The 4,740-nt window shown below is 75.5% G+C and carries 1 protein-coding gene and 2 pseudogenes; 2 read left to right on the plus strand and 1 reads right to left on the minus strand.

Annotation, left to right across the window (positions count from 1 at the left end; genetic code table 11):
* Positions 1–2,846: pseudogene (locus tag ABZ914_RS46680) on the minus strand (hypothetical protein); the annotation flags it as partial.
* A gap of 438 nt (positions 2,847–3,284) precedes the next feature.
* Between ABZ914_RS46680 and ABZ914_RS46685 the strand changes: the two are divergent.
* Positions 3,285–3,395 (plus strand): annotated as a pseudogene (locus ABZ914_RS46685) (helix-turn-helix domain-containing protein); the annotation flags it as partial.
* Between the two features lie 440 nt (positions 3,396–3,835).
* Positions 3,836–3,976 carry a hypothetical protein gene (locus ABZ914_RS46690; protein ID WP_500201090.1) on the plus strand — a complete coding sequence of 47 codons (141 nt, stop codon included), beginning with the start codon at positions 3,836–3,838 and terminating at the stop codon, positions 3,974–3,976.
* Positions 3,977–4,740 lie beyond the last annotated feature (764 nt).

The raw sequence follows: 4,740 nt of genomic DNA on the forward strand, positions 1-4,740 counted from the left end.
GCGGGGGCGTCGATCGCGCCGAGCAGCGGAGCCCAGTCGAGGGGCCGCGCGGGCGGGCTGACCAGCCGCGTCGCGTCGTCGATCGTCCCGTCGAGGAAGCGGCCGTCGGCGGCGATCGCGGTGACGGTGGCGGGCCGCGGCGACCGCTCCTGCCCGTTGAGGCGGGGCGGCGGGGGCAGCAGCCCGAGCAGCGCGTCGTCGAGGTCGGTGTCGGGGGTCTCGGCGGGCGGCCGCACCGTCGCGCCGGACCGGATCACCTCGACGCGGCGCGACAGCGCACGGCGGTGGCGCAGCACGTCCGCGGCCCGCAGCACCGTGCCGACGACGCCGGAGACGATCGCCGGGTCGGTGAGCTCGGGCATCTCGCGGGCCAGCGCGTCCCGCACCGCCTCCGGTGAGGGCGCGGCCTCCAGCAGGGCACGGGCGGCCTGCTCGGTCGCGCCGCGCAGCGCCTCGGACGAGCCGGTGTCGCGCGGCGCGAGGAAGTGCCAGAACGCGGGCGGCGGCAGCATCGGCCGGCCCTGCGGGTCGACGCTCCACTGCGCCTTTCCGGAGGGGTAGGCGCGCCCCTCCCACAGCAGCGTGCCGTCGGACGCGTCGTAGCAGCGAATCGGCACGTAGGCGTTGGAGTCCTCCAGCGCCACGACGAGATCGGGGCCGCCGGGCATGCGCAGGACGCCCCACGGGTCGCCGAGGTCGTCGGTGCGGCGGAGCGTTGCGCGGCGGCCGTCGGTGCCCTCGATCGTCCAGCCGGCCGGCGGGCCGCCCTTACCGCTCTCCATCCTGGCGACGCGGAACCCGGCGAGTCCGCCGGACTGGCCGAGCGGCGACGCGGTCACGCCATCGGGCAGGCGCACGAGGCTGAACCAGTCGTCGTCCCAGGCTGCGCCGTCCGGCGGGTCGGCCGCGAGGAAGTCCGGCGGCGCGGCGGCCGGGCCGCGCTCGCCCGTCGCCGGATCGAGGACGGCCCAGTCCGCCTGCGAGTACGCGTACCGGGGCGCGCTCCAGATCCGCGTGCCGTCGCCGTACTGCCGCTCGTGGTCGCCGATGCCCTCCCGCCCGCCGGGCAGCAGGACCCGCTCGCCGTCGTAGCGGCCGCCGCCGACCTCGAACTGGTAGCCCTGCCCGCCGCTGCGCAGCCCCCGGCAGGCGACCATGCCCAGCTTGTTCTCCGGCTCGAAGACCTCGTCCGGGGCGCTCGCCCAGAACGCGCGGTCGACGCCGCGCGCGCCCTCCCGCTCCGACCAGCCGACCAGGAAGTCCCCGCCCGCATAGTGGACGGTGCGGACGCTCGTCCCGGCGGGCAGCGCGAACGCGCACTCGCCGCGCCGTCCCGCGTGGTCGACCGCGATGGCGCGGCCGCCGCCGTAGACGGTGAGGACGGGCCAGGTGGACGTGGCGCCGAGGACGTCCTCGCCGAGGTCGGCGAGCGCCGCGTCCAGCGCGGGCCAGCCGAGTTCGGCGAGGACGCCGGCGCGCAGCGTACGGGCGAGCGGGACGGCGAGGTCGAGCACGGCGAGGGCGTCGCCGATGCCGTCCAGCGCCGCGGCGGTCGGCGGGTCGAGGAGGCCGTCGAGGGCGTCCAGGGCGCGTCCGGCGCCGCCGAGGCCCCCGCCCGCGACCTGGCCGATCAGCGCGGAGAGCCTGTCGTGGACGGCCTTCTCCACGCCGGGCGTCTCGGGCAGCCGCGAGATCGCGGTGCCCTCGCGCAGCCGGGCGTGCACCGTGCCCTCCAGGCGCGGGCCGAGCACCGGGTCGGCGGCGAGCGCCGTCAGGTCGCGGCGGGACTCCGCGCCCCAGAAGTGCAGGGGCGTGCCCGGGCCCGGGTCCTCCACCCGGACGCCCTCGGCGAGGCACGCGTCGACGAGGTCGGCGTCGAAGTGGGCGGCGCCGCGGTAACGGGACTCGTGCAGCCGCACCGGGACGGCCTCGGCGCGCAACCGGGGCGCGAGCCTCGGCAGCGCCGCGAACAGCTCGTCCGGCATCCGCTGACGGGTGATGCCCCCGTACGGGACGCGGACGTAGGAGTAGTGCGCGGAGAACGCGCCGAGCCAGCCCGCGAGGCCGCTCGACGGCCGGACGTCACCGGACGCCATCGCGTCGATCACCCCGGCGGCGTCCAGCATCCGCAGCCAGGCGGCGCCGTCGACGGCCCCGATCGGGAAGACCACGGCGAGTCCGGCGCGCAGCTCCGGCGGCGGCGCCGCCTTGGCGAAGACCTTGGCGGCACCGTCGAGCAGGCCGTCGGGGACGGCGGTGCCGCGCGCGTCGGCGAGCGCCTGCGCGAGGATCGCCGCGTCCTCGGCGAGACCGAGACCCGCGGCCTTCGCGGACCTGCGGACGCGGGTGTGCAGGTCCGCGGGCGGCGCCGCGCCGCCCCTCCCCCACGCGGCCACGAACCGGGCGAACTCGCGGTGCGCGCGGTCGGCGGGGTAGGTCGCGCCGAGCCATTCCTGATGCTCGCGGACGCGGGCCGCGCCGATCGCCCCGGCCCGCGCGAACAGCAGGGCGTTGTCCACCCGATACTCGTCGTCGACCGGCAGCGCGTGCCGGGCCTCGGCGTCGCGGGCGTCCGCGTACGCGGTGGCGGCGTGCTTGGGCGCGACCCCGGCGAGCCGGTGGCCGACGGTGTCCCAGAACCACGGCAGGTGCGCGGCGGGGAGGCCGCGCGCCTCCCGCTTCATGTCGTCCAGGAACCGGCCGGGCCGCTCGTGAGCGCGCCCGAGCCCGGCGCGGACGGTCGCGAGCAGCTTCTCCGCGCCCGGCGCGGCGCCGGGATCGGCCTCCTCGACCCAGTCCAGGTAGAGGGTCGACTGTGCGGGATCTGCCGGAAGCAGCGGGGACATGGCGGGCAGTATGGCAGCGTCCCCGGACATAACACACCGGAACGATCAAGCCAGGGCGACCGCCGCGGCCCACGGCTGCCGCGTCCCTACTCCGGCGCGGGAAGGACGGGCCCCAGGCTCGACTGCACGTAAGCCACGCCCTCGACATACTTCGGATCCATCGCACGCTAGGGCGTCGGCTCGCCGAGCCGCTCCTGGGTTGCCCAGCGGATCCCGGACGCGCCCGACCTTGTCGCCCCAGAACAGCGCGGTCGGACGCGCGACCACGGCGGCCCCCGCCCCGACCGCGCGCTCCACCACCGCGTCGGCGTCCGAACAGCCGCAGCAGTCCCGGCGTCTCCACGGGGAACGGCGAGTCGAACACGACCGAGTCACCGATCCGGGCCTCGGGTGCCCGATCCGCCCGCCCACCTCCATCCGGCTCAGCTCCTCGCCGCCATGCGCACATTCGCCGCCGCCCCGAATGCCGGCCGCTTCCAAGACGCGGCGGCGGAACTGCCGATCACCCAGCAGGCCGTGTCCAAGCGCATCGCCGCCCTCGAGAAGGACCTCGGCGTCCGCCTGCTCACCCGCACCGCCCGCGGAGCCCGCCTCACCATCGACGGGCAGGCGCTCCTCCCCCACGCCCGCGCCCTCCTCCAAGCCGAGGAGCGCGCCATCGCCTCCATCGCCCCCGGCCGCCAAGCGCTCCGCGTCGACGCGATCGCCCGGCGGCTCGCCCCCGCCAGCCTGCTCCGCAACTTCCACCGCGCATCCCGCCATCCCCTCGACGTCGTGCCCCTCTTCGACGCCGACGCCGCACTCCACACGATCGCCTCCGGCACCATCGACGCGTCCTTCCGCGCCCTCACCGCCCCCAACCGGCTCCCCGTCGGCCTCGACTCCACCCGCGTCCTCGACGAACCCGTCCAACTCCTCACCGGCCCGGCCCCCCGTTCGCCGCCGCCCGCGCCGTCCGTCCCGCCGACCTCGCCGGACACCGGATCTGGATGCCCGGCATCGTCCTCGGCACCGAATGGGCCGCCTTCTACGACGACCCCGCCGCCGCCTTCGGCATCACCATCGACCCGTCGGCCGCCAGTTCGGCCTGGAGCCGCTCCTCGACGCCATCGCCGACTCCACCGCGCTGACCACCTTCGTCGGCGACCGGACCCGCCTGGTGTGGCCCGCCGACCACGCCCGTCCACGACCCGACGCCCGTCTACCCGCACTCCCTCATCTGGCACCGCGACAACCAGCACCCCGCCCTCACCGCACTCCGCGCCCACCTCGGCTCTCCGCCCGCCGCCCCCGGCACGTGGACTCCGCGCTGGGCGCACCGCACACCGTCCCGGCGTAAGACCGCATGAAGTAGCGGCAGCGGTGACGGATCGGGTTGTTGCCTCGCCACTCCAGCGCGCGACCGCACTCGCCATGGCGTTCGAGTGAACCAAGGACCCGAGACAGTTCTTCACCGCCGCCGCTGCTGCGCTGTCGCCGCCGTCGTCGCCGCAGGTCAAGGCGCAGGTGCGGATTGAGGTAGTCGGATGGGCGGTGATGCATCAGAGATGCGGTACTCGGGGTGACGGGGAAGCTTCAACAAACCGCGAAAACACCATCAGGCGGAGACCTACATGCCTGGCCGCGCGCATAAGGAATGATCAGGTGCGTGGCGAGCGCGTGGCATGCGGCGAACGGCGAGGCGGATTGTCTACGGGGGACGAAGAGAGGAAGTAGACGCGTCTAGGAGAGTGGTCTTCGAGGCGTGAGGATGTCGGGGTTATGGGTGGAAGGAGCGCCGCGGTCTTCGAGTTGGGTGTTGGGGAGATCGGCGAGAGGGGTGTTCGGGTGGTGGGGTGGCGCTTGCGTACGGGGCCGCCCCTCCAAAGTCAAGGGCGCCTTCGGCGTCGCTTCG

The organism is Spirillospora sp. NPDC046719, from assembly GCF_040645715.1.
Taxonomy (GTDB): domain Bacteria; phylum Actinomycetota; class Actinomycetes; order Streptosporangiales; family Streptosporangiaceae; genus Spirillospora.

What these genes read in the sequence shown, in the direction of transcription:
- ABZ914_RS46690 (WP_500201090.1), top strand. Translation starts at nt 3,836, where the DNA reads ATGCCCGGCATCGTCCTCGGCACCGAATGGGCCGCCTTCTACGACGAC.